We start from the raw sequence: 24,048 nt of genomic DNA on the forward strand, positions 1-24,048 counted from the left end.
CGACAACCTACGACAACGCGATTCGGAGCTCCACGGGAGGCGCTGACATGATCGGGGGGTGGCAGCGGACATCTGGAGCTGGACCGGCTCGGACACGACCGCCCCGGTGTGGCCGGGGCGGAGCTGGCCGCTGGGCGCCACCTGGTCGGCGGAGTCGACAAACTTCGCGGTGTTCTCTCCTGCTGCCACAGCGATGTGGGTGTGCTTGTTCGACGACGAGGGCACCGAGACGCGCTACCAGCTGACCGAGCACTCGCTGGGCAACTGGCACGGCGCGATTCCCGACGTCGCTCCCGGCACCCGCTACGGCTACCGGGCCGCCGGACCGTGGCAGCCTTCGCAAGGGCTCCGGTTCAACCCGCAGAAGCTCCTGCTCGACCCGTACGGCCGCGCGGTCTCCGGCGACGTCACCCCCGGACCGGCGATCTTCGCCCACGACTTCGAGCACCCGGGCAGCCCGAGCGCCCTGGACTCCGCCGGCTCGACGGCCCGCAGCGTCGTGGTGGCCGACAGCTTCGACTGGGGCCCCGGCGGCGACCCGCCGCAGCGACGCCGCTGGCGCGACTCGGTGATCTACGAGCTGCACGTGAAGGGCTTCACCGCGTTGCACGCCGAGATCCCCGAGGACCTGCGCGGCACGTACGCCGGCCTCGGCAGCCCCGAGGTGATCCGCTACCTGACCGACCTCGGCGTCACCGCTGTCGAGCTGCTGCCGATCCACCAGTTCTTCTCCGAGCCGCACCTCGCGGAGCTGGGTCTGAAGAACTACTGGGGTTACAACTCGATCGGCTTCTTCGCCCCGCACAACGCGTACTCCGCCAGCGGCGACCGCGGCCAGCAGGTGACCGAGTTCAAGCAGATGGTCAAGAATTTCCACGAGGCGGGCATCGAGGTGATCCTCGACGTGGTCTACAACCACACCGCCGAGGCCGGTGCGCTCGGACCGGTCTACAGCTTCCGCGGCCTGGATGACCGCGGGATGTACCACCGGGTCGCGCCCGACCTCGAGGAGGACGAGGATCTGGCGGATCTCCCCGAGCATGCGCGGTTCGACGACACCTACTGGGACGTCACCGGTTGCGGCAACACCGTGAACGCCCAGAACCCGGCGGCCCTGCGGCTGATCCTCGACTCGCTGCGGTACTGGGTCAACGAGATGCACGTCGACGGCTTCCGGTTCGACCTGCTCTCGGCGATCACCCGGTCGGGCTACTCCGTCGACATGACCAGCAGCCTGCTGACCACCATCGGCCAGGACCCCGCGTTGCGCCACGCCAAGCTGATCGCCGAGCCCTGGGACGCCTCGGGAGACGGCTACAAGGTCGGTGAGTACCCGCCGCCGTGGGTGGAGTGGAACGACCAGTTCCGCGACACCATGCGGGACTTCTGGCGCGGCTCCTCCGACGGCATCCGCACCGTCGCGACCCGGCTCGCCGGCTCCTCGGACCTGTACGCCGACGACGGCCGCTCGCCGTACGCGTCGGTCAACTTCATCACCGCTCACGACGGCTTCACCCTGCGTGACCTGGTCTCCTACGAGTCCAAGCACAACGAGGCGAACGGCGAGGAGAACCGGGACGGCACCGACAACAACCGGTCCTCCAACGGTGGCGTCGAGGGCCCGACCGAGGACGCGACGATCCTCGCCCGGCGGCAGCGGGTGGCGGCGAACCTGATGATCACGCTCTGCTTCGCCAACGGCGTCCCGATGATCACCGCGGGCGACGAGCGCGGGCGCACCCAGGGCGGCAACAACAACGCCTACGCTCAGGACAACGAGATCTCCTGGATCGACTGGCGCCCCGACGACGCCTGGCTGCGGATGTGGGACATGACCCGGACCGCCCTGAAGATCCGCCGCGAGCACCCCGCGCTGCGCCAGCGGCACTGGTTCGAAGGGCGTCCCGCGATCAAGGGCGGCCCGAAGGATCTCGCCTGGATCCACCCGGCCGGCCGCGAGATGACCGGTGACGACTGGCACGACGGAGAGCTGCGCGTGATCGGCATGTTCGTCTCCGGCAACCCCCTGCGCTCCCCCGGCCCCCGCGGCGAGCAGCAGGTGGACGCGAGCTTCATGATCTGGCTCAACGGCTCCGACGTCGACTGCGAGGTCCGGCTGCCGGAGAACCAGTGGGTGCAGGCCGGCCACGTCGCCCTGTCGACCGACGAGAGCCTCGAACAGGGCACCGAGGTGCGCGCTGGGGGGACGTTCACGCTGCAGGCGCAGTCGCTGGTGGTTCTGCAGCAGGACTGAGCCTCGGCGGATTTTCGGGGGAACCCGTGATTCCGCCTCGAACGCGCGATGTATTGGGTTGGCGCGACAGTTTCAGGTTGCTCGCGTCGCGCCGCGCCCGCGAAGCACCTCATGGACTCGTGCGGCAGTACGCATCGGATCGTGAAGATCCGCCCACGTCAGTCGAACAAATCGAAATCCAGTTAGCTCGCGTATCGCGTCTTCTCGTCGCTTCTCGCGAAATACCGCGTCACCTGGCGACTCACCCGGACGAAGGTAACGCCCGTACTTGACCTTGCCGTCGAACTCCCCCAGCACGCCGTCTTCAGGCCAAGCGAAGTCGGTTGTCCCCAGAATGTCCTGTCCGTCAGCGACGACGTACTGCAGTTCAGGTCGCGGGATCTGGTGCCTCCAGAAGAGGTATCTCGACCGAGACTCACCGACGGACTCCGCCCCGGGTTGAGCCAGTCGCAGCGTGATCTGCAGCCTTCGCGTTCCGGGCCACCCCTGCATCTCTGCTGCGGCCGCCCGCATCTGCTCCGGCGTGCACCCGGCAAGGTGGTAGGCGGAATCGGCAACGACGATCCCTGACTCCACCGACGACAGCGATGCGGCTCCGATGGCGCACCTCGCCGCGGAGAGCGCCGACAGACCGCCCACGGGGTGGATCGTTGGCCGGTCGTCAACGTCGTGGTACGCCACATCCTGGTGCTTGCGCGCGGCGGTGACGCCGAACCGCGACACGTGCACCCTCGAGAGATCTGTGCCCCAGAGACGCAGACCGTGGAGCACAGCACCCGATTGATGGCTGAATGCGATCTCGGAACGGCGGGACATCCAAACGCCGTGACAAGCTAGAGCGTGCCGATCCGACTCGTCGGCGTCGTTCCATCGAGATGCTTCGACGTACGCGCCGTGTCGCACGCGCACGAGCGTTCCGTTCCGCACGGACCTGGCGAGCCACTTGTCGTCGTACCCGAGCTCCAATGCGTGCCTGCGCAGAAAGACACCCGGCACGGAATAAGTCGTGAGATCCAGCATGAGGCGATGGTGCGGTCCGCGCCGGACGGTCCGTGTTCACCACGATCGCTGCTGTGGATGGCAGCGCCTCGGGGCGAACGGTGCAGTTCAAGCCCACAACCGGCCGACCAACACGAAACATCGCCTGCTTCGGCAGGAATTTCGGGTTCACCCGAAATTCCGGCTAGGCCGAAGCCACCAGCCCCAGCTCCGCCGCACTAGCCAGCGCCGGATGCGCCGGCAGGATCCGCACGGTGTACCCGAACGGCCCCGGGCGGTCGAGCACCAACCGCGTCGCGAAGCGGTGGCGGCCGCCCTCGTAGGTCTCGACGAGCTCGAGCGGAAGCACCGCCGGTTCGAGGATCGCGTCCTCGCCCTTGACCCGGCCGTGCACGAGCTCGACGCGCACGTCGCCGGGGGCGAGGTCGCCGAGGCTCACGTACGCCGTCAGGTCGAGGGCGCCGCCGACCTCGGGGGTCTCCGAGACGCCGGCGGTGTCGAGGTGGTCGATCCGCACCTGATCCCAGCCCGCACGGACGCGCGCCTTGAACGCGGCGAGGTCGCGGGCTCCGTCGTAGGAGGAGTTGATCGCGCGCTCGGCAGTCGCGGCCGGGACGTAGAGGCGCTCGGTGTACTCGCGCACCATCCGGGTCGAGATCACCTTCGGCCCGAGCGACTTCAGGGTGTGCCGGACCATCTCGATCCACCGGATCGGGACGCCGTCAGCCACGTCGTAGAAGCGCGGCGCGACCTCGTTCTCGACCAGGTCGTAGAACGACTCGGCCTCGAGCCGGTCGCGCTCGTCGACGTCGCTCACGCTGTCGGCCGACGGGATCGCCCAACCGTTGTCGCCGTCGTACCACTCGTCCCACCAGCCGTCGAGGATCGACAGGTTGAGCCCGCCGTTCAGCGCCGCCTTCATGCCGGACGTGCCGCAGGCCTCGTACGGGCGAAGGGGGTTGTTCAGCCAGACGTCGCAGCCGGGGTACAGCGGCTGGGCCATCGCGATGTCGTAGTTCGGCAGGAACACGATCCGGTGCCGGATCGCCGGGTCGTCAGCGAGCCGTACGACGTCCTGGATCAGCTTCTTGCCGCCGTCGTCGGCCGGGTGGGCCTTGCCGGCGATCACCAGCTGGACCGGACGCTCGGGGTGCAGCAGCAGCCGCTTGAGCCGCTCCGGGTCGTGCAGCATCAGGGTGAGTCGCTTGTACGACGCCGCACGCCGGGCGAACCCGATCGTGAGCACGTCGGGGTCGAGCACCTGGTCGGTCCACCCGAGCTCGGACGCCGCGGCGCCGCGCTGCTGCCACGCCTTGCGCACCCGAACGCGCGCGTCCTCGACCAGTCGCTGGCGCAGCACGCGCTTGGTGGCCCAGAGGTCGTTCGCGGGGATCTGGTCGACGACCGACCAGACCTCGTCGTCGTCGGAGTCCACATCTGCGCCCGCGCGCGCACCGAGCTCGAAGACCTCGCGCGCGACCCAGGTCGGCGCGTGCACGCCGTTGGTGATCGAGGTGATCGGCACCTCGGCCTCGTCGAAGGCCGACCACAGCCCGCTGAACATCCCGCGGCTCACCTCACCGTGCAGCTGCGAGACGCCGTTGGCACGCTGCGCGAGACGGAAGCCCATCACGGCCATGTTGAAGACTCCGGGGTCGCCGCCGTCGTAGTCCTCGGCACCGAGCGCGAGCACGTCGGCGACCGGTACGCCGGCGACGGGCGAGGTCGGTCCGAAGTACTGCTCGACGAGGTCGCGCGGGAACCGGTCGATACCGGCCGGGACCGGGGTGTGCGTGGTGAAGACCGTGCCGGCTCGGCTGACCTCGACGGCCTCGGCGAAGGACAGCCTCGGGCCGTCCTCGGCGACGCTGAGCTCGCGGATCCGTTCGAGACCGAGGAACCCGGCGTGGCCCTCGTTGGTGTGGAAGACCTCGGGGGCGTCGGCGCCGGTGATCCTGGACCAGGCCCGCAGCGCCCGTACGCCGCCGATGCCCAGGAGCAGCTCCTGGCGCAGCCGGTGCTCGACGCTGCCGCCGTACAGCCGGTCGGTGACCTCGCGCAGGGCCTCCGGGTTCTCCTCGACGTCGGAGTCGAGCAGCAGCAGCGGCACGCGTCCGACCTGGGCGACCCAGATCCGGGCGATCAGCGGGTGGTCGCCGGGGACCTCGAGCGCCACCCGGGCGTGGCTGCCGTCAGCCTCGCGCAGCGGCGTGATCGGCAGGCCGTCCGGGTCGAGGACCGGGTAGGTCTCCTGCTGCCAGCCTTCGCGGGAGAGCGACTGGCGGAAGTAACCGTGTCGGTAGAGCAGGCCGACGCCGACCAGCGGTACGCCGAGGTCGCTGGCGGTCTTGAGGTGGTCGCCCGCGAGGATGCCGAGACCGCCGGAGTACTGCGGCAGTACCGAGGTGATGCCGAACTCGGGTGAGAAGTACGCGATGGCACGCGGCGCGACGCCGCCGTCGGCCTCACGCGGCGCGACCTGCTGCTGGAACCACCGGTCGCCGGTCAGGTAGGCGTCCAGGTCTGCACGCGTCTGGTGCAGGCGGGCGAGGAAGACCTCATCGCCGGCAAGCTCCTCGAGGCGACCCGGGGCGATGGCGCCGAGCAGCTTGACCGGGTCGTGACCCGCCTCCTCCCAGGCGCCGCCGTCCACGGCAGCGAACAGGTCCTGCGTCGCCGGGTGCCAGGACCAGCGCAGGTTGGTGGCCAGCTCCAGCAGGGGGGCCAGGCTCGGCGGAAGAACGGGACGGACGGTGAATCGTCGGATCGCGCGCATGAAAACGACGTTAGCCGACGACCACTTGATCGTTCCAATTGCGTTTGCTCAGGCGTACGATCCGCGCCCGTTCTCCAGCCGCAGCACCTGCCCCGGATTCTCCGACAGCGGCCGGTGCGTGACCATCAGCACGGCGCGGTCCCCGTTGAGAAGGTTGGCGAGCACCGCTGCCTCGGTCGTCCGGTCCAGCGCACTGGTGGCCTCGTCAAGGATCAGCAGCTCGGGTGTGCGCACCAGTGCCCGCGCGATCGCGAGTCGCTGCTGCTCGCCGCCGGACAGCTCGGCGAGCTCCTGCAGCGGCGCCTGCAGGCCGCCGGCAAGTCCGCGCACGACCTCGTCGAGGCACGCCAGACGGAGAGCCTCCCAGGCGCGCTCCTCGGTGAGCGTCTCGCCCGGCTGCAGCGACCAGGCCAGGTTCTGATAGACCGTGCCCGGCACCAGGACGGTCTGCTGCGCAACGTACCCGATCCGTCGGCGCCAGCCAGCCAGGTCGGTCACCGGTACGCCGTCAACGAGCAGCTCGCCCCGCTGGGCAGGCAGCAGGCCCAGGATCACATCGAGCAACGTGCTCTTGCCGGCACCGCTCGGCCCGGTCACCGTCACCAGGCTGCGGTACGGGATCTCCAGGTCGATGCCGTCCAGGGCGGGACCGGCCGCAGGGTCGTAGGTCACCCCGATCCCGCGCAGCTCCATCAGCGCGACCGCGCGACGGCGGCCCTCGCGGTCGGCCGCCGGGGTCCGGTGCTCCTCGGGGACCGTGTCGGCCACCCGCTCCGGGTGACGTCGGGCCTCGGCCTGGAACGCCAGCAACGACTCCAGCGCCGGTACGTCGTTCGCGAAGGTCTGCGCGGCGATCAGCAGGTTCTGCCCGCTGGTCAGCAACCGGGTGGAGACCACCAGCAGGGCAGCGAGCTCGGACAGCGACAAGCCGATCTCGCGGCCGATCAGGATCAGGCCGAGGACGGCGAGCACCCCGACCACGCCGAGTGCCGAGGAGACCATCGCGGCGCGGGCGACGAAGCTGCGGCGAACCTCGCGGACACGTGCGGCCTCCTCCGCGACCAGCTCGGACCAGGCCCGTTCGGCACCGTGCGCCCGCATCACCCGCGCCGAGGCCAACGAGTCCGACAGCGCGGCACCGAAGCCGGCGATCCGCTCGGTGATGACCTGGCCCAGCGACGTGGCGCCGCGGGTCGAGCGCGCTGCCAGACCGAGCACGACCACGACCGCGATCAGGGCGAGTCCCCCGACCACCGGAGCCAGCAGGACACCGACGGCCGCCGTCGCGGCCAGCACGAAGCCACCGACGCACAGCCGCAGCACCATCGCCACCGCGCTCTGCGCACGCTCGACGTTGGTGGTCAGGCTCTGGACCACCTCGCTGCGGCGCTGGGCCGACAGGTAGGTCCAGTCGGCCGCGTACAGGTCGTCGATGAGACCGAGACGGAGCCGGTCGACGGTCGTCAGCCGGATGTCGACGGCGAGCACCATCGCCCACCACTGCCCGATCCCGCGGAGCACGACGACCGCGATCACCAGCGAGAACGCGCGCACCAGCGTCAACTCGACGGTCAGGCCGGGGACGCTGAAGCGGTCGTCGCCACCGAGCGCCTGGATCACCGGCACCAGGAGCACCAGACCGGCGCCCTCGAGCAGCGCCACGACGAACTGCAGCACCAGCAGGCCGAGCACCTTCGCTGTGCCCACCGTGTCGGCCATCAGCCGCAGGCAGACCCCCGCACGACGGATCACCGGTGCGACCTCACCAGGGGCTCGACCACGCCTGCCCCGGGCTCGCGCCGCACCCACGCCACGCTGCGTCGGCACAAACGGCGTACACGGAGCCACAGCGTCAGCGGTACCCCGGTCCACGCCGACGTGGCCTCGACGCCGACAACGGACTTCACCGGCAGGGCGATGCTCACCGCGGAGTGACGACGGTCGCGACCGGTCGGGCTGGCCTCGAGCATGTAGCGCAGCAGCCGGAAGCTGGCAGACCCGGGGAACGGGAAGGCTTCCCGCGCCGGGCGGCCCTGGGCCAGGACGGCACGGTTCACCACCGAGGAGGGCACCCGGTCGAGCTCGGCGAGCACGGCAGCGGGCACGCTGGGCGGGAGACCGACGACGAAGCGGGTGACCGCGAGAGTGCTGACCTCGAGCCGCCGCAGCGGGTCGGCGCGCAGGTCGCGCTGCCAGGTCCGGGGGTCCGCGGCGAGCCGGTGCACGTCGACGAGGCTGCGCATCCAGCGCCACGAGTCCTTCGCCGCATGCAGGCTGGTGTGCGGGAGCAGGTCGGCGTGGGAGAGCGTGTCGACCCTGACGCCGCCGAGGTCGACGCCAACGCGGCGGGCCCACGCCTCGGCGAAGGTCGGCAGCGCGTCCAGGGTGGGATCGAGGCGCCAGTGCAGGTCGACCGAGCTCGAGGGGCCGTCGTAGGTGAAGGCGTTGAACGAGCGCATGACGTGGCCCCACGCCCACGTCCCCGGGTTGACCTCGTAGGACTCGCGGCGGACCCAACCGTTCTCGATCAGCAGGTGGTGTGCGGCCTCGACCTGTTCAGGATCGACAAGGAGGTCGACGTCCCCTGCGCCGCGCGCGCCCGGGTCGCCGGTCGTCTGCGCCGCCAGAGCCGGGCCCTTGATCACCATGGTCTCGAGGCCGGCACCGCGGAACAGGTTCTGCAACCGGTCGATCTCGAGGATCTGGACCATCAGCTGACGCCGGCTGACCGCCCGCAGGGCGTTGATCGGCTCGACCACCTCGCGCGGCAGCTGCAAGCCTTCGGCCTGGGATCCGACGAGCTCGGCAACTCGGTGTCTTCGTACGGCCTCGACCAGCTCGATCGGCGTCTCGAACGCAGGTTCCGGCGTCCAGGACAGGCCTGCCTCCAGGCGCAGGGCGCCCCGCGTCCACGCGCGTACGCGTCGCAGCGCAGGAGGGGTCTGTGGCACCCGCCAACACTAGAAGCCCGTGCGCTTGTTGGTTGGTGAACTGGGAAGTTCCGGACCCGTCGGAGCCATTTCAGGACCGGAGCTGGTTCCTGGACTATATTTTTCGTGCGGAACCTCACCCTCCGTACCTTTTTCGGTGCCGGCTCGTTGGTTCTGATTGAGAAGGCAACAACCGACAGGAGCTCCACGATGACCGGTTCTGACAAGGCGTACAGCGCTCCCAAGCTGGAGTCGCTCAGCCTGCGGGCCACCAGCGACATCGACCTGGGCCTCGGGATCCACATCCCGTTCCCCCCGCTCGGTAGCTGAAGGCTCAGCCACTCAAGGGCACCCTCGGGTGCCACGAGGACTTCGCACCATGGGATTCGTTCGCACGGTGCGGGGTTTTGTCCGTCTAGGACTGAGGGACCAGGTTCGCTTCACGGCGGCCTGGTTCCTTCTCGGTTTTGCCCGAATTCTCATCATCGCTCTCCCGTTCACCGTCGTACGACGGCTGCTCGGCGAGAACCAGTCGTCCCCCGGTCACCAGACGGTGCCGGAGCTCGACGAGGAGCAGACCTGGCGAGCGGCGCACATCGGCCGGATCGTCGAGGCGGCTGCGGCCCACGCGCCGTGGCGCTCGGACTGCTACCCCCAGGCGCTCGCCGCCCGCACCTTCCTCGCCGTCCGCCGGATCCCGCACGTGGTCTCTTTCGGCGTTCGGCGCGACGGCAACGCGCTGGTCGCCCATGCTTGGGTCCATGCAGGGACGATCGCAGTGACCGGCGGCAACGGTCGCGAGTACACCGAGGTGGGCGCGTTCGCGTGGTCACCGCGAGCGAACCGGCTCCGGTGATCGCGGCGTGACCTCAGGTACCACCTACTCCTGCTACGGACTCCTCCTGCGCAGCGAGATCGAGCTGCCCGACCTCGGGGCTCCGCTGGAGACCGAGGCGACCCCCGACGTGGTGATCCGCTTCGGATCTTTGAAGGTCCCGCCGCCCAGCACCCTCCCCTACGGCCTGTGGCGCGAGAGCGACGTCTGCGGCGTCGAGGTCCCCGACGTCGGGCGCTACGAGACCCGGGCCGGCGTCGAGATCGTCATCGATCCCCTGCCGGATGCTGAGCCGCGCGCGATCCGGTTGTTCCTGCTCGGCACCGTGATGGGCGCGCTGATGATGCAGCGCGACCACCTCGTGCTGCACGGCAACGCGTTCCGCATCGGGGACGCCGCAGCCGTCGTCGTCGGGCACTCCGGCGCGGGCAAGTCGACGCTCGCCGCAGAGTTCGACCGCCGCGGGTTCGACGTGCTCTCCGACGACGTCGTCCCGGTGGACGCCACGGGGAACGCGATCCCGGGCTACCCGCGGATCAAGCTCTGGGACGACGCCCTGGCCCGGCTCGGGGTCGGCACGGACGGGCTCGAGCGGATCAACGACGCGCACGAGAAGTTCCAGCTTCCCCTGCAGCGCAACGCGATCGGGCCGCTGCCGCTGCGTTGGATCTACGTCCTCGAGCGGCACGCCGGGACCGAGCTGACACTGGCTCCCGTGCACGGCGCCGTCACGTTCAGCCTGCTGCACGAGCACACCTACCGCAACGAGCTGATCAGCGGTGCCGAGCCGGTCGCCCGGCACCTCCAGCAGTGCGCCAGCCTGGCGAGGACCGCCCGCGTGACGCGGGTCCGACGACCTGCTGCAACCATGACTGCAGAATCGACCGCCGAAGCCATCCTTTCCGACATCGGCACCGAATCACCTCAGACCCCGACCCAGGAGCGAGCATGACCAGCGGACCCGAGACCACCTACGTACGGCGGCCCGAGCTGCACGCCGTCGAGATGGACGGTGAGCTCGTGATGATGGGTCAGGAGCAGGGCGAGTACTACGGCCTGCGCGACGTCGCCGCCTCGATCTGGCAGCACCTGGCCGAGCCCCGCACGCTCGAGGACCTCGTCGGCCTGGTCAGCGCCGAGTACGACGTGACCCCGGAGACCTGCCGCGGCGACATCGTCGAGTTCCTCGGCGACCTGACCAGCCGCAAGCTGGTCACCACCGCCTGACCGGGTGGTCGAGCAACGAGCGCAGCGAGTGGTGAGTCGAGACCACGAACGATGATCTCGACTACGCTCGATCAGCCGGCGGCGACGAGTGCGGCGGCGACGTCCTCGAGGACGTCCATCGCCTCGTGCAGCAGCTCGCGGGAGGCCACGAGAGGAGGCAGGAACCGCAGCACGTTGCCGTAGGTCCCGCAGGTCAGCGTGAGGACGCCCTCCTGGTGGCAGCCGGCGCTGAGCCTCGCTGCCGTCACCGGGTCGGGCGTCGTCGTGCCCGGCTCGACGATCTCGACCGCGATCATCGCGCCTTGGCCGCGGACGTCACCGATCGCCGGGAACGTCACCGCCATCGCCGCGAGCCGGCGCTTGAGCAGCTCGCCGATACCGAGGGCGCGCGCGTTGAGGTCGAGGACCTTCATCGTCTGGATCGCCCCCAGCGCGGCGGCGCAGGCGACCGGGTTGCCGCCGTACGTGCCGCCGAGGCCGCCGACGTGCACCGAGTCCATGATCTCCGCCCTGCCGACGACGGCTGCCAGCGGCAGTCCGCCGGCGACGCCCTTGGCGACGGTGGTGAGGTCGGGCAGCCAGCCCTCGTGCTCGCTGGCGAACCAGGTGCCCGTGCGGCACATGCCGGACTGGATCTCGTCGGCGACGAAGACGATGCCGTTCGCGTTGGCGTACTCGACAAGTGCGGGCAGGTAGCCGGGCGCCGGCACGATGAAGCCGCCCTCCCCGAGGACCGGCTCGATCACGATCGCGGCGACGTTGCTCGCGCCGACCTGCTTGTCGATGACGTCGATCGTGCGGGCCGCGGCCTCCGCACCGGTCAGACCGTCCCGGAACGGGTAGGACACCGGGGCCCGGTAGACCTCGCCCGCGAACGGGCCGAAGCCCTCCTTGTAGGGCATGTTCTTGGCCGTCATCGCCATCGTCAGGTTCGTACGCCCGTGGTACGCGTGGTCGACCACGACGACGGCGTCCCGACCGGTGTGCACGCGGGCGATCTTCACCGCGTTCTCGACGGCCTCGGCGCCGGAGTTGAACAGTGCGGCCTTCTTGGCGTGGTCACCGGGCGTCAGGTCGGCCAGCTGCTCGCAGACCTCCACGTAGCCGTCGTACGGGGCGACCATGAAGCAGGTGTGCGTGAACGCGGCGACCTGCTCGGTCACCCGCTCGACGACCTCGGGCGCGGAGTTGCCGACCGAGGTGACCGCGATGCCGGAGGCGAGGTCGATGAAGGAGTTGCCGTCGACGTCGACGATCACGCCGCCACCGGCAGCGGCGACGTACACCGGCAGGGTGCTGCCGACCCCGGAGGCGACGGCCGCCGTACGCCGCTCGTGCAGCTCGCGCGACTTCGGTCCCGGGACCTCGGTGACCAGGCGACGTTCCTGCGGCAGGCTCGGTCCGCCGGCGGTGGTGGTCATGCGATCTCCAGTTCCTTGGTTCCCCAGGGCGAGCCGTAGGCGGTGAGCAGGTCCAGGAACGGTACGGCGTCGAACGCCTCCGGGCCCAGCACGCCAGCTCCGCTCCAGGTGCCGGTAGCGATCAGCTCGAGAGCGACCACCGGGTTGATCGCCGTCTGCCAGACGACGCACTGGTGGCCGTAGTCCGCCATCACCGTCTCGTTGTCGACGACGTGGTAGAGGTAGGTGCTGCGGGGAGCACCGTCTTTCCCCTTGCCAGTGACCCACAGCCCGGCGCAGGTCTTGCCCTTCATCCGCGGGCCGACGGTCGCCGGGTCGGGCAGGACGGCGGCGACGACGTCGCGCGGCGACACCTCAACGCCCTTCACGGTGACCTTCTCGGTCCTGTCGAGCCCGAGGGTGTTGAGCACCTTGAGGATGGTGATGAATTCGTCGCCGAGGCCGTACTTGAAGGTCGCCCGCTTGGCGTCGACCCAGCGCGGCATCAGCAGCACCTCCTCGTGCTCGACGTTCACGCACTCGACCGGCCCGATGCCCTCGGGGAAGTTGAAGACCTCGGGCTCGGAGAACGGCGCGGTGGTGAACCAGCCACGGTCCTTCTCCCAGATGACGGGAGGGTTCAGGCACTCCTCGATCGTGGTCCACATCGAGAACGACGGCGCGAAGATCTCGTTGCCGGCGTCGTCGGTGACCACCAGGTTGGCGCCGTCCCGGGTGCCGAGCTCATCGATCTCGCTGAACAGGTGGTCTGCGGCGTACCGGGCGAAGACGTCGGACAGACCAGGCTCGACCCCCATCCCGACCAGCGCGAGACGGCCGGCGGCCTCCCACTCCTCCGCCACGGCGAACTGCTCGTCGCCGAGCATCACGCCGACCTGCTCGTAGGGCTTCTCCGGGTGCGGCTTCGAGAGTGACATCGCCATGTCGACGTAGTCCGCACCGGCCGCGAACGCACCGTGGAAGATCGGCATGTTGAAAACCGGGTCGACAGCGTTCATCACGTGGGTGATGCCGTTCTCGCGGCACAGCGCCGTCACCGCCTCGGCCGACGACGCGTCGATCGTCGCTGCCGTGAACCGGTCGTCCAGCGCGTCGGCAGCGCGCTGCGCCTTGGCCTCGTCGTAGTCGGCGATCACGACCGCTTCGAAGAATTCGCGGCGCGCGGCGATCGCGGTGAAGGCCCCGCCGACTCCCCCGGCCCCGACGAGGAGGATGCGCATCTCTGTGGATCGAGCCGAGGCGAGATCACTCACCGATGTAGCTCATGACGTGCTTGATCCGGGTGTAGTCCTCCAGGCCGTACAGCGACAGGTCCTTGCCGTAGCCGGAGTGCTTGAACCCGCCGTGCGGCATCTCGGAGATGAACGGGATGTGGGTGTTGATCCAGACGACGCCGAAGTCGAGGTTCTTGCTCATCCGCAGCGCACGCGCGTGGTCCTTGGTCCAGACGCTCGAGGAGAGGCCGTACTCGACACCGTTCGCCCAGGCCAGTGCCTCGGTCTCGTCGGCGAACTTCTGGACGGTCATCACCGGCCCGAAGATCTCCTGCTGGATCAGCTCGTCGTCCTGACGAAGACCGGAGAGCACCGTCGGGTCGTAGAAGTAACCGGCATCGCCGTTGCGGGTGCCGCCGGTGACCAGGTTCCCGTGGTCGGGAAGCCGGTCGACCATGCCCGAGACTTTCTCCAGCTGCGCCTGGGAGTTCAGCGGGCCGTAGTAGGTGTCCTCGTTGTCGGGGCGTCCGGTCGGCATGCCCTGCGCAGCCTCGGCGAGCGCCGCGACGAACTCGTCGTGGATGCCGGCCTGGACGAGCACCCGGGTCGCGGCGGTGCAGTCCTGGCCGGCATTGAACAGTCCGGCGCCGGCGATGCCCTCGGCGGCCGCGGCGATGTCGGCGTCGTCGAACACGACCACGGGCGCCTTGCCGCCGAGCTCGAGGTGCACGCGCTTCAGGTCCGTCGACGCCGAGGCGGCGACCTCCATGCCCGCACGCACCGACCCGGTGATCGCGACCATTGCCGGCGTTTTGTGCTCGACCAGCGCCCGGCCCGTGTCGCGGTCACCGCAGACGACGTTGAGCACACCCGGCGGCAGGAACTCCTGGCACAGCTCGGCCAGCAGGGTCGAGCTGGCCGGGGTGGTGTCGCTCGGCTTGAGCACGATCGTGTTGCCGCCCGCCAGCGCCGGCGCGATCTTCCAGATCATCATCAGCAGCGGGTAGTTCCACGGCGTCACCTGACCCACGACGCCGACCGGCTCCCGACGGATCCACGAGGTGTAGTCGGTCATGTACTCGCCGGCCGACTTCCCCTCGAGGATCCGCGCCGCACCGCCGAAGAACCGGAAGTGGTCCGAGGCGTACGGCATCTCCTCGCTCAGCGTCAGGTGCAGCGGCTTGCCGGTGTCCCTGCTCTCGACCGCGTTGAGCTCGTCGGTGCGCGCCTCGATGGCATCGGCGATCTTGAGCAGCGCGTTCGACCGGTCCTGCGGAGTGGTGTTCCGCCACGACGCGAACGCTTCCGCCGCGGCGCCGTACGCGCGGTCGACGTCCTCGGCACCCGACATCGGGGCGGTGGCGTAGACCTGGCCGGTGGTCGGATCGATGACGTCGTACGTCGCTCCGTCCGCGGCGGCGACGGCCTCGCCGTTGATGATGTTCGTGAAGACTGGTGCGTCGGACATGAGGCTCCCTGGTACTCGCAGCGACGGTTGTCCCAAGTCAAGCCAGAACGGCCGGACCAGTCAAGGCGGAACAACGAAATCCGTCGGAGAATCAAAATGTTTACACGAAAGCAACCTTCAGAGCGGCCCTGAAATGCGGATTCACTTGCTTTGAGCGCGGCCCAGTGGGCACACTGCTGGCATGAACGACGCCACGGATGCCGGCCGCCAGCAGGCCGCTCGCGACCACCTCTGGATGCACTTCACCCGGCACTCGTCGTACGAGTCCGCCGAGGTCCCCACCATCGCACGAGGCGAAGGCGCCTACATCTACGACACCCACGACAACCGGTACCTCGACGGGCTCTCCGGTCTGTTCGTCGTCCAGGCCGGTCACGGCCGCGCCGAGCTCGCGGAGGCTGCGGCGAAGCAGGCCGAGAAGCTGGCGTTCTTCCCGATCTGGTCCTACGCGCACCCGGGAGCGATCGACCTGGCGGAGCGCGTCGCCGGCTACGCGCCGGGCGACCTCAACAAGGTCTTCTTCACCACCGGCGGCGGCGAGGCCGTCGAGACTGCCTGGAAGCTGGCGAAGAACTACTTCAAACTCACCGGCAAGCCCGGCAAGCACAAGGTCATCAGCCGCGCGATCGCGTACCACGGCACCCCGCAGGGCGCGCTCTCGATCACGGGCCTGCCGGGGATGAAGGCCCCCTTCGAACCGCTGGTGCCGAGCACGTTCCGGGTGCCGAACACGAACTTCTACCGCGCCCCGGCGCAGTTCCAGGGGCACCCCGACGACGAGGAGGCGTTCGGACGTTGGGCCGCGGACAGGATCGCGGAGGCGATCGAGTTCGAGGGTCCCGACACCGTGGCGGCGGTGTTCCTCGAGCCGGTGCAGAACAGCGGAGGCTGCTTCCCTCCCCCGCCGGGCTACTTCCAGCGGGTCCGCGAGATCTGCGACGAGTACGACGTGCTGCTGGTCTCCGACGAGGTCATCTGCGCGTTCGGTCGTCTCGGCCACATGTTCGGCGCCGACCGCTACGGCTACCAGCCCGACATCATCACGTGCGCGAAGGGCCTGACCTCGGGCTACTCCCCGCTCGGCGCGATGATCGCCAGCGACCGGCTGTTCGAGCCCTTCAGAGGTGGCGACGCCACCTTCCTGCACGGTTACACCTTCGGCGGCCATCCGGTCTCGACCGCGGTCGCGATGGCCAACCTCCACATCTTCGAGCGCGAGAACCTCAACCAGCACGTCCTCGACAACGAGGGTGCCTTCCGGGCCACCCTGGAGAAGCTGCTCGACCTGCCGCTGGTCGGCGACGTCCGCGGCGACGGTTACTTCTACGGGATCGAGCTGGTCAAGGACAAGGCGACCAAGGAGACGTTCAACGACGCCGAGTCCGAGCGGCTGCTGCGCGGGTTCCTGTCCAAGGCGCTCTTCGAGGCCGGCCTGTACTGCCGCGCCGACGACCGCGGCGACCCGGTGGTCCAGCTCGCTCCCCCGCTGATCTGCGACCAGGCGCACTTCGACGAGATCGAGGAGATCCTGCGCAAGGTTCTGACGGAGGCGGAGAACCACCTCTGACCGACCCCGGTCATCGAGCTTGCCGAGCTGTGGCGAGGCTGCACCAGCTCAGCCGACCACAGCCGTACGCCGGCACACCTCGTCCCACGGCGTCGGCTCGATGCCGAAGTGCGCGCGCGCCGCGGAGTCGTCGATCGTGTACGGCCGGGTCCACTGGTAGTCGAGCTGCTTGAGCTCGCGCATCATCGGCACGAACAACGCGGAAGCCGCGAACACCGACGCCGGGATCGCTGACACCTTGGGCGCCGGACGACCGACCGCCGCCATCACGTCGGTGAGTGCCTCACGCTGCGTGCGCGGAGCGTTGGTCGGCGCGAGCCAGGTCCGCCCCAGGGCGGTCTCGTCCTCGGCTGCCGCGATCATCGTGCGTGCCATGTCGAGCACGTCGGTGAAGCTGTGCGGCTGGTCGGCGCTGCCGATCACCCAGGCACGTTTGCCGGCGAGCATGCCGGGGACCTGACGGGTGATGTGACCGTTCTCCCCCACCCCGGTGCCGACGTAGTCCGAACCTCGCACCTCGACGGTCCGGATCCGACCCGCCTGGTGCAGCGCGAGGGCGTCGGCCCACATGCTCGTCCGCAGGATGCCTTTGTGGTCGGTCGCGACATCGGGCAGGCCCTCGTGCATCGGAGCGTCGACCGGACCGTAGGGGTACAGGTTGCCGGTGATCGCGTACGTCGCACCCGACCGCTCCGCAGCCACGAGCAGTGCAGCGGCCAGCGGAGGCCAGACCTGCTCCCACGTCGTGTAGTCGCCGGGGTTGGCGCAGTTGTAGAGCACCGACGCGCCCTCGGCGGCCGCGCTCAGCGCGTCTGCGTCCGACGCGTCCAGCGCGATGTGGTCGACCCCCGCGATGCCCGTGTCGGTGCCCGAACGCGTCGCGACGACGACCTCCGAGCCGCGTGCTGCGAGCAGCTGGGCGACGTGCCGACCGACAGGTCCGGCTCCGACGATGAAGTGACGATCAGACATGGTTCCTCCTGAGGCTGATGGGCGAGAGCACCGCTCTCGTTTGTCAGCATGGCACCGTCTAACGTCAAATGCAAGAGCACTGCTCTCGTTTGTTGCACATGCTCTCGGAATGGTCCATGATCGTGCCCGTGACGGACGTTCCGAAGGCCAGGACTGCGCGCGAGCGCGCCCGCGAGGAGATCACCAGCGAGATCCTCAGCGCGGCCCGAGCACGCCTGGCCGAAGCCGGCCCTGGCGAGCTCAGCCTGCGTGCCGTCGCCCGCGACGTCGGCATGGTCTCCTCAGCCGTCTACCGCTACTTCCCCAGCCGCGACCACCTGCTGACGGCCCTGCTCATCGCCGCGTACGACGAGCTCGGGGCGTACGCCGAAGCGGCCGATGACGCGGTGGCCGACCGGGACGATCACGCCGCCCGCTGGCACGCCACCTGCAACGCCGTCCGGCAGTGGGCACTGGCGCACCCGCACGACTACGCCCTGCTCTACGGCTCCCCCGTCACCGGGTACGCCGCCCCGCAGGACACCATCGAGCCGGCCACCCGGGTGATCCGGCGCCTGGTCGAGATCATCGTGCGGTCCGTCGAGGCCGGCCGTGCGCTCCCTGCCGCCCCTGCTGGCGCTCCCCCTGGCTTCGACGCCTCGACGGCGGGCGCCCAGGAAGCGATCAGCCGGTTCGAGATCGCGGCCGACGTCTCCGAAGCCCCGGCCGAGCTGGTGGGCCGCACGCTGATGGCGTGGACGAACATCTTCGGGACGATCTCGTTCGAGCTCTGGGGTCACCTGGTCGGGTCGGTCGACGACCACGCCGCGTACTACGACGGGGTCGTGGCGCGGTTGTGGGACGACCTCAGCAGCTAGGAGTCGAAGCCCAGCCCCAGGCGGTCCATGGTCCGCAGCCAGAGGTTCTCCTTGCCGCCGTTCGCATCCGCCTTCGCCAGCGACCAACGCGTCGCCTGGATGCCGATCCAGCGCGCGGGCTCGGGCGGGAACGGCAACGGCTTCTCGCGCACCATCCGCAGCGAGGTCCGTTCGGTCTCCTCGTCGGCGAGCTGGTCGAGCGCGACCTCGGCAGCGAACCGGGTGGCGGCGACGCCCAGCCCCGTGAAGCCGAGCGCGTAGGCGACAGAGCCGTTCATCGCCGTCCCGTGGAACGCGGTGAACCGGGTGCAGGTGTCGATGACCCCGCCCCAGCGGTGCGTGAACGGCAGACCCTCGAGCTGCGGGAACGTCGTGAAGAAGTGATCCGCCAGGACGTCGAACGTCTCCGGTCGCTGCTCGTACGCCGCCCGCTGGCCGCTGCCGTAGTGGTAGATCGCGTCGTACCCGCCCCAGAGGATCCGGCCGTCGCGGGTGGTCCGGTAGTAGTGGAACTGGTTGGTGCGGTCGCCGATGCCCTCGCGACCCGTCCAGCCGATCGCGGCGCGCTGCTCGGTCGACAGCGGTGCGGTCATCAGCGCGTAGTCGTAGACGGGAACCGTCATCAGCCGCAGCCGGCGCAACAGCGGCTTGAACGCGTTGGTCGCGAGAACGACCTGGCGACCGCGCACGGTCCCGTGCGGGGTCCGGACAGCGATCCGGTCACTCCCCCGGCCCGAGCGTTCCCGCCGCAGGCCGAGAGCACGGGTCCCCTCGACGATCCGCACTCCCCTGCGCAGGCACGCCTCGCGCAGACCCCACGCGAGCCGCGCCGGCTCCAGGATCGCCGAATCCGGGTCGTGCACGGCGCCGAGGTACGTCGGCGAGTCCACCCGCGCCCGCACGGCCGCAGCATCGAGCAGCGTGAGCGTCGCGCCGTACGACGAAGCCTCCTCGACCTCGTCCGCGAGCCCGGCAACCTGCTCGGGCTGCGTGGCGACGCTGAGCGCGCCGGCACGGACGAAGTCGCAGTCGATGCCCTCGGCCTCGATGGTCGTGCCGATCGCGTCCAGGTTCTCCCGCCCGAGCCGCACCAACGTCGCCAGCTCATCGGGCCACCGCGAGATCCCGTTGCCCAGCCCGTGAGTCAGGCTCGCCTCGCAGAACCCGCCGTTGCGTCCGCTCGCCGCGTGCCCGCAGGTCTCGGCCTCGATCACCAGGACGTCGCGCCCGGGCTCGCGGGTCGCCGCCAGCAGCGCGGTCCAGAGCCCGAGGTAACCGCCCCCGACCACGACGAGATCGACCGACGGGGCACCTTCCAAAGGCGCGGCCTCCGCGGGGCGCGCCGGATCATCCAGCCAGTACGGCGTCGGGGCTGCGTCGGCCAAGGACGGGTGCTGCGGAGCGTCCATCAGCCGGCGAGCGCCTTGGCCTTCCGGCGGTTGTTGAGCTCGCCGCCGACGACGATGAAGATCGCGATGAGGAACATGATCGTGCCGACCACGTTGACCTGCATCGGCACGCCGCGCTGAGCAGCGCCGTAGACGAACATCGGGAACGTCGTCGTCTGGCCGGCGTTCAGGTTGGTGATGATGAAGTCGTCGAAGGACAGCGAGAAGCTCAGCAGAGCCGCACCCAGGATGCCGGGCAGCACCAGCGGGAACGTCACCCGCCAGAACGTCTGCGCCTCGGTGGCGTAGAGGTCCATCGCGGCCTGCTCGAGGTTGGAGTCCAGACCGGTCAACCGGGCCTTGACGGTGACGATCACGAACGACAGGCAGAACATCACGTGCGCGATGAAGATCGCCCGGAAGCCGAGCAGCTCGCTGTTCCCGGTGGAGATGAACAGCGCGAGCAGCGAGGAGCCCATCACGATCTCGGGCGAGGCCATCGGCAGGAAGATGATGATGTTCGCGGCCTTCTTGCCCTTGAAGTCGTGGCGCACCATCGCGAACGCCGCAAGCGTGCCGAGGACCACCGCGACCAGGGTCGCGAGCAGTCCGATCTCGACGCTCTTGATGACCGAGGAGCACATGCCGTCGGGCTTGCACATTCCCGTCCAGTTGTCCCAGGTGAACGACTGGAACGCGTACAGGTTCCGCGACTTCGAGCTGTCGTTGAAGCTCATCAGGATGACGACGGCGATCGGCACGAACATGTAGACCAGCACCAGCAGCCCGAGCGCGAGGATCAGGTGGTCGCTGATCCAGAGCCGGATCTTCCCGAAGGCGCTCATACGAGGTCCTCCGTCCCGGCCTTGCGGACGTAGACCATCACCAGCACCACGATGATGAGCATCAGGATCACCGAGAGCGCACCGGCAGCGGCGTAGTCGCCGGTGCTGGTGAAGAGGTTCTGGATCACGTTGCCGGCCATCCGGGTGTTCGGGTTACCGAGAAGCTGGGCGTTGATGTAGTCGCCTGCTGCCGGGATGAACGTCAGCAGGGTGCCCGCCACGACACCCGGCAGCGACAGCGGCCAGGTCACCTTGAAGAACGCCTTGAACGGTGAGGCGTACAGGTCGCCGGCCGCCTCGATCAGTCGACCGTCGATCTTCTCGAGGCTGGCGTAGAGCGGCAGCACCATGAACGGCAGGAAGTTGTAGGTCAGGCCGGCGATCACCGCCACCGGCGTGGCCAGCAGCCGCTGGTCGTCGCCCATCAGGTGCAGCGTCTGCAGCGTGTTCACGATGAACCCGTCATCGGCCAGGATCAGCTTCCACGACAGGGTGCGGAGCAGGAAGCTGGTGAAGAACGGCGCGATCACCAGGACCAGCAGCAGGTTGCGCCACTTCCCCGCCTTGAAGGCGATGGCGTACGCCAGCACGTAGCCGAGCACCAGGCAGAAGAAGGTGGCCACACCGGCGTACCAGAGCGAGCGGACCAGCGGTCCGCCGAAGTCGCTCAGCGCGTCGGTGAAGTTCGCGAAGTGGAAGGTGACCTCGTAGCCACCGAGCACCGACCCGTCCGGGTCGTAGAGGCTGGTGGCCACCAGCGAGTAGAACGGGATCACGAAGAAGAGACCGAGCCAGAGGGCACCGGGAAGAATCAGCCAGTACCCGGTCTTCTTCGACCTCGTCTTCGGCGCAGGCGGCGGCGCTGCCACCGCCTCGGCGTCTCCGATCGCCTGGGTCATCAGGCCTCCTCGATGCCGGCGTTGACGTCCTGACTCGCGTCGAGGAGGAAGGCGAACTCGGGCTTCCACGATACGTCGACCTGGGTCCCGACCGGGATGATCCCGCGGACGCCCGTGTTCTGCTCGAAGGCCATCAGCTCCTGTCCCCAGGCCATCCGCACCTGGTACTGCGTGCTGACGCCGACGAAGCTGACGTCGGTGACGTAGGCGCCGGTCATGTGGTTGCCGGGAGCGTCGATCGGCTCACCTGCCGGCGCGATGAGGACCTTCTCCGGCCGGATACCGACCCAGCCCGCACCATGGTCGGCGTGGGCCCGCTCAGCGGGGATGGAGACCACAGTGCCCTCCATCTCGACCTTCACCACGTCGCCGTCCTTGCCGATGATCTTCCCGGCGATCAGGTTCGACTGGCCCAGGAAGTTCGCGACGAACGTCGTGGCGGGGTTCTCGTAGAGCTCTGCCGGACTGCCCATCTGCTCGATGACGCCGCCGTTCATCACCGCGATCGTGTCGGCCATCGTCATGGCCTCCTCCTGGTCGTGCGTGACGTGCACGAAGGTGAGGCCGACCTCGGTCTGGATCCGCTTGATCTCCAGCTGCATCGAGCGACGGAGCTTGAGGTCGAGCGCGCCGAGCGGCTCGTCGAGCAGCAGCACCTCGGGACGGTTGATCAGCGCTCGGGCCAGCGCCACGCGCTGCTGCTGCCCTCCGGACATCTGCGGCGGCTTCTTGCGCGCCTGGCTGGTCAGCTCGACCAGCTCGAGCATCTCGTCGACCTGCTTGGCGACGTCCTTCGACTTGCGACGACGCAGGCCGAACGCGACGTTCTCGTAGATGTCCAGGTGCGGGAACAGTGCGTAGTTCTGGAAGACCGTGTTCACCGGACGCCGGTAGGGCTTCTCGTAGGTGATGTCGAGGTCGCCGAGGTGGATCGACCCCGACGTCGGGGTGTCCAGTCCCGCCACCATGCGCAGCGTCGTCGTCTTGCCGCACCCGGAGGGCCCGAGCAGTGCGAAGAACGTGCCCTGCGGGACGACCAGGTCCAGCGACTTCACGGCGGTGAAGCTGGCGAACTCCTTGGTGAGGCTGGAGATCCGCAGGTCGCGGTCAGCTGCTGGTGACATCGGCAAAGTCTCCTTCGTAGCGACGGATGAGCGCCTCGTCGAGGGCCATGAATCCGTTGGTCTTCGCGAGCGTCTCCTCGTCGGGGAAGATCAGGTTCTTCAGCGTCTTGTTCTTCAGCAGGTCCGGATCGATCTTCTCCATCTCCTGCTCCGCACCCTTGACCGGGCAGATGTAGTAGACGTAGTCCGCGAGCCGGGCGGCGATCTCCGGCTCGTAGTAGTAGTTGATCCACTGCTCGGCGTTGCTCTGGTGTGTCGCCAGGTTCGGGATCAGCATGTTGTCGGCCCAGATCATCAGGCCCTCCTCGGGAGTGACGAAGACGAGGTCCTCGTTCTCCGCGGCGGCCACGTCGCCGGACCACGCCTCGCACGCGAGGATGTTCCCGGCCGCCAGGTCCTGGATGTACTCGTTGCCGGTGAACGCCCGGATCTGTCCGCCGCGCCGGGCCTTCTTCAAGGTCTCGAGACCCCGCTCCCACTCGGCCTGGCTGAAGTCCGCCGGGTCGGCCCCGTTGATGAGGAGCATGAATCCCATCGTGTCGCGCATCTCGCTGAGCAGCGAGATGCGGCCCTTCAGGTCGGGCCGGGTCAGCAGGTCGGAGAACGACTTGACCTCCTTGACCTTCTTCTTGTTGTAGGCGATGCCGGTCATGCCGCTCTGCCAGGGCGCGGAGTACTCGCGCTTCTCGTCCCAGCCGACCTTCGCCAGCGAGTCGATCAGGTTGGCGTGCAGGTTGGGCACCTTGGCGGCGTCGAGCTTCTGGATCCAGCCGACCTGGATCATCCGCGCCGCCATCCAGTCGGTCAGCATGAACATGTCGCGCTTGGAGGACTCGCAGTTGCCGAGTTGGTTGCGGACCTTCGCGAAGAACTCGAGGTTGTCGTTGACGTCGATGTCGTAGCGGACCTTGATCCCGGTGCGCTTCTCGAAGTCCTCGAGCGTGGTCGGACTGTCCTCGTCCATGTAGCCGGGCCAGTTCGAGATCACCAGCTGCTTCTGGCGGGACGACAGGTCATCGGCGACGCAGTCGGCCGGGTTCTGCTTGCGATCGGGTGTGCCGAACAGCGGAAGCGCCGCCACGCTGCCGATCCCGAACGCAGCGCCAGCAGCGCCTTTCAGGACCGTCCTACGGCTGAACCGGGAATCTCCAGTCACGAAACCTCCCACTCTCGGTCAGCGCATCGTGACACGACTCACTGACCGGAACAATAGATTCCGTTGTGAAGATCTTGTTTCGCAACGAAAACCGCGCCATGAACTTGCTTGAGCTC

At 68.8% G+C, this 24,048-nt stretch carries 19 protein-coding genes; 6 read left to right on the forward strand and 13 right to left on the reverse strand.

The annotated features are described in order from the left end of the window. The first annotated feature begins 58 nt into the window (after positions 1 to 58). Entirely contained in the window at positions 59 to 2,254 is a 2,196-nt protein-coding gene (gene glgX, locus ABIE44_RS02925) for a glycogen debranching protein GlgX (RefSeq protein ID WP_354437797.1), read from the forward strand. 72 nt (positions 2,255 to 2,326) lie between these two features. Here glgX and ABIE44_RS02930 read toward each other — a convergent pair whose 3' ends face one another. The 4 genes from ABIE44_RS02930 to ABIE44_RS02945 all read right to left on the reverse strand — a co-directional run bounded on the left by ABIE44_RS02930 (position 2,327) and on the right by ABIE44_RS02945 (position 8,980). Next, on the reverse strand, positions 2,327 to 3,274 hold the full coding sequence (locus tag ABIE44_RS02930; RefSeq protein WP_209722390.1) for a hypothetical protein: 948 nt from the start codon (positions 3,272 to 3,274) through the stop codon (positions 2,327 to 2,329). A 163-nt stretch (positions 3,275 to 3,437) separates the two neighbouring features. Next, positions 3,438 to 6,029, reverse strand: a complete 2,592-nt coding sequence (gene glgP, locus ABIE44_RS02935; RefSeq protein ID WP_209722387.1) for an alpha-glucan family phosphorylase — start codon at positions 6,027 to 6,029, stop codon at positions 3,438 to 3,440. A gap of 48 nt (positions 6,030 to 6,077) precedes the next feature. Next, positions 6,078 to 7,781, reverse strand: a complete 1,704-nt coding sequence (locus tag ABIE44_RS02940; protein WP_209722384.1) for an ATP-binding cassette domain-containing protein — start codon at positions 7,779 to 7,781, stop codon at positions 6,078 to 6,080. Next, on the reverse strand, positions 7,778 to 8,980 hold the full coding sequence (locus ABIE44_RS02945) for a nucleotidyltransferase family protein (RefSeq protein WP_209722382.1): 1,203 nt from the start codon (positions 8,978 to 8,980) through the stop codon (positions 7,778 to 7,780). The genes ABIE44_RS02940 and ABIE44_RS02945 overlap by 4 nt, the downstream gene beginning before the upstream one ends. 358 nt (positions 8,981 to 9,338) lie before the next feature. On the opposite strand from ABIE44_RS02945, the gene ABIE44_RS02950 reads away from it, so the two are divergent. The 3 genes from ABIE44_RS02950 to ABIE44_RS02960 are packed head-to-tail and all read left to right on the forward strand — an operon-like array spanning position 9,339 to position 11,021. Further along, entirely contained in the window at positions 9,339 to 9,815 is a 477-nt protein-coding gene (locus ABIE44_RS02950; protein ID WP_209722379.1) for a lasso peptide biosynthesis B2 protein, read from the forward strand. A 7-nt stretch (positions 9,816 to 9,822) separates the two neighbouring features. Continuing rightward, positions 9,823 to 10,746, forward strand: coding sequence for a phosphoenolpyruvate carboxykinase (ATP) (locus ABIE44_RS02955; protein WP_209722376.1), 924 nt, complete (start codon positions 9,823 to 9,825; stop codon positions 10,744 to 10,746). Next, on the forward strand, positions 10,743 to 11,021 hold the full coding sequence (locus ABIE44_RS02960) for a PqqD family protein (protein WP_209722373.1): 279 nt from the start codon (positions 10,743 to 10,745) through the stop codon (positions 11,019 to 11,021). The genes ABIE44_RS02955 and ABIE44_RS02960 overlap by 4 nt, the downstream gene beginning before the upstream one ends. 71 nt (positions 11,022 to 11,092) lie before the next feature. Here ABIE44_RS02960 and gabT read toward each other — a convergent pair whose 3' ends face one another. Genes gabT through ABIE44_RS02975 form a run of 3 tightly spaced genes read right to left on the reverse strand, consistent with a single transcriptional unit; the run spans position 11,093 to position 15,124 of the window. Further along, entirely contained in the window at positions 11,093 to 12,442 is a 1,350-nt protein-coding gene (gene gabT, locus ABIE44_RS02965) for a 4-aminobutyrate--2-oxoglutarate transaminase (RefSeq protein WP_209722370.1), read from the reverse strand. After that, the gene (locus ABIE44_RS02970) at positions 12,439 to 13,662 is read right to left on the reverse strand and encodes a saccharopine dehydrogenase family protein (RefSeq protein ID WP_209722368.1); all 1,224 of its coding nucleotides are present in this window, start codon (positions 13,660 to 13,662) and stop codon (positions 12,439 to 12,441) included. Before ABIE44_RS02970 ends, gabT begins: the two co-directional genes overlap by 4 nt. Positions 13,663 to 13,687: 25 nt before the next feature. Further along, entirely contained in the window at positions 13,688 to 15,124 is a 1,437-nt protein-coding gene (locus ABIE44_RS02975; protein ID WP_209722365.1) for a gamma-aminobutyraldehyde dehydrogenase, read from the reverse strand. Positions 15,125 to 15,305: 181 nt separating this feature from the next. Between ABIE44_RS02975 and ABIE44_RS02980 the strand changes: the two genes are divergently transcribed. Next, positions 15,306 to 16,691, forward strand: a complete 1,386-nt coding sequence (locus ABIE44_RS02980; RefSeq protein ID WP_209722362.1) for an aspartate aminotransferase family protein — start codon at positions 15,306 to 15,308, stop codon at positions 16,689 to 16,691. A gap of 48 nt (positions 16,692 to 16,739) precedes the next feature. Here ABIE44_RS02980 and ABIE44_RS02985 read toward each other — a convergent pair whose 3' ends face one another. Beyond that, on the reverse strand, positions 16,740 to 17,663 hold the full coding sequence (locus ABIE44_RS02985) for an NAD-dependent epimerase/dehydratase family protein (RefSeq protein ID WP_209722359.1): 924 nt from the start codon (positions 17,661 to 17,663) through the stop codon (positions 16,740 to 16,742). Between the two features lie 128 nt (positions 17,664 to 17,791). On the opposite strand from ABIE44_RS02985, the gene ABIE44_RS02990 reads away from it, so the two are divergent. Continuing rightward, a complete protein-coding gene (locus ABIE44_RS02990) occupies positions 17,792 to 18,520 on the forward strand; it encodes a TetR/AcrR family transcriptional regulator (protein WP_354437799.1) in 729 nt (242 codons plus the stop codon). Here ABIE44_RS02990 and ABIE44_RS02995 read toward each other — a convergent pair. The 5 genes from ABIE44_RS02995 to ABIE44_RS03015 are packed head-to-tail and all read right to left on the reverse strand — an operon-like array spanning position 18,517 to position 23,857. Beyond that, entirely contained in the window at positions 18,517 to 19,929 is a 1,413-nt protein-coding gene (locus ABIE44_RS02995) for an NAD(P)/FAD-dependent oxidoreductase (protein ID WP_209722353.1), read from the reverse strand. The two genes, ABIE44_RS02990 and ABIE44_RS02995, sit on opposite strands and share 4 nt — an antisense overlap. Then, a complete protein-coding gene (locus tag ABIE44_RS03000; RefSeq protein WP_209722351.1) occupies positions 19,929 to 20,753 on the reverse strand; it encodes an ABC transporter permease in 825 nt (274 codons plus the stop codon). Before ABIE44_RS03000 ends, ABIE44_RS02995 begins: the two co-directional genes overlap by 1 nt. Next, positions 20,750 to 21,652, reverse strand: a complete 903-nt coding sequence (locus tag ABIE44_RS03005; RefSeq protein ID WP_209722348.1) for an ABC transporter permease — start codon at positions 21,650 to 21,652, stop codon at positions 20,750 to 20,752. The genes ABIE44_RS03000 and ABIE44_RS03005 overlap by 4 nt, the downstream gene beginning before the upstream one ends. Further along, on the reverse strand, positions 21,652 to 22,776 hold the full coding sequence (locus tag ABIE44_RS03010) for an ABC transporter ATP-binding protein (protein WP_209722345.1): 1,125 nt from the start codon (positions 22,774 to 22,776) through the stop codon (positions 21,652 to 21,654). The genes ABIE44_RS03005 and ABIE44_RS03010 overlap by 1 nt, the downstream gene beginning before the upstream one ends. Beyond that, positions 22,760 to 23,857: a polyamine ABC transporter substrate-binding protein gene (locus tag ABIE44_RS03015; protein WP_354437800.1), complete on the reverse strand. Its 1,098-nt coding sequence runs from the start codon at positions 23,855 to 23,857 to the stop codon at positions 22,760 to 22,762. Before ABIE44_RS03015 ends, ABIE44_RS03010 begins: the two co-directional genes overlap by 17 nt. Between the last annotated feature and the right edge of the window lie 191 nt (positions 23,858 to 24,048).

It is taken from the genome of Marmoricola sp. OAE513, assembly GCF_040546585.1.
Classification (GTDB): Bacteria; Actinomycetota; Actinomycetes; order Propionibacteriales; family Nocardioidaceae; genus Marmoricola.